The organism is Bradyrhizobium sp. MI1.11 (assembly GCF_055811255.1).
On record NZ_JBVVPM010000186.1, the window covers coordinates 1 to 901 of the forward strand.

Sequence of the window (901 nt, forward strand, 5' to 3'; positions counted from 1 at the left end):
CCGCACTTTTGACCATCCATCGGATGCTCAGGCAACGCTTGCGCCCCAGTCAACTACCTCCCTTGGGAGTTGATGGAGAAGATGGTCACATGGAATCCTCCTTAATACATCATCAAGGAAGTCGATATGAAGCTGGGTTTGGAGATGAAAGACATCCTGCTGGGCACGGTAGCCTTCATTGCGCTAGCTGCTGCTGCTTCTGCCGCTGATCTGGCCCCGCGATCCTACGTCAAAGCGCCCCCGACGGTCATTCCAATCTATGATTGGAGCGGCTTCTACATCGGCATGAATGGCGGCGGCGGCTCCGCGCATCAGTGCTGGGACCTGCTTAATTCTGGCGGCGTGGTCGTCGCTCCGCCCGTCAGCATGGGGTGCCATAATGCGACGGGAGGCGCGGTCGGCGGTCAAATCGGCTATCGCTGGCAGATAGCGAACTCGGTGTTCGGCCTGGAGGCGCAGGGCAACTGGGCCGATTTCAAGGGCTCCAGCGCCAATCTCGCTTTTGCAGGCGTCCAGGATGAGTCCAAGCTTGATGCATTCGGCCTGTTCACGGGCCAAGTCGGCCATGCCTGGAATAACGTGCTGCTCTATGTGAAAGGTGGCGCGGCGGTTGTCCACGACAAATACCGGGTCTCCGATATTGCGACCGGGCTGACTTTTGACAACGGCAGCGAAACTCGTTGGGGCGGCACGGTAGGGGCGGGCCTGGAATTTGCCCTCGCTCCGAACTGGTCCATCGGCGTTGAGTACGACCATCTGTTCATGGGTCACCGGGACGTAGACTTCTTTTTTTCAACAGGAATCCCGGGTGTTCCGGTGGGCGCTTTTGCAGGGACTGCCCGTATCGGTCAGGACGTCGATATCGGTGTGGTCCGCGTGAACTATCGCTGGGGTGGCGCCG

The 901-nt window shown here is 59.2% G+C and carries 1 protein-coding gene; it reads left to right on the forward strand.

Annotated elements, in window-relative coordinates; genetic code table 11:
• Positions 1-126 precede the first annotated feature (126 nt).
• Positions 127-901: outer membrane protein (locus AC0L30_RS43030; RefSeq protein ID WP_473406795.1), on the forward strand; the 775-nt coding region annotated here is incomplete at its 3' end.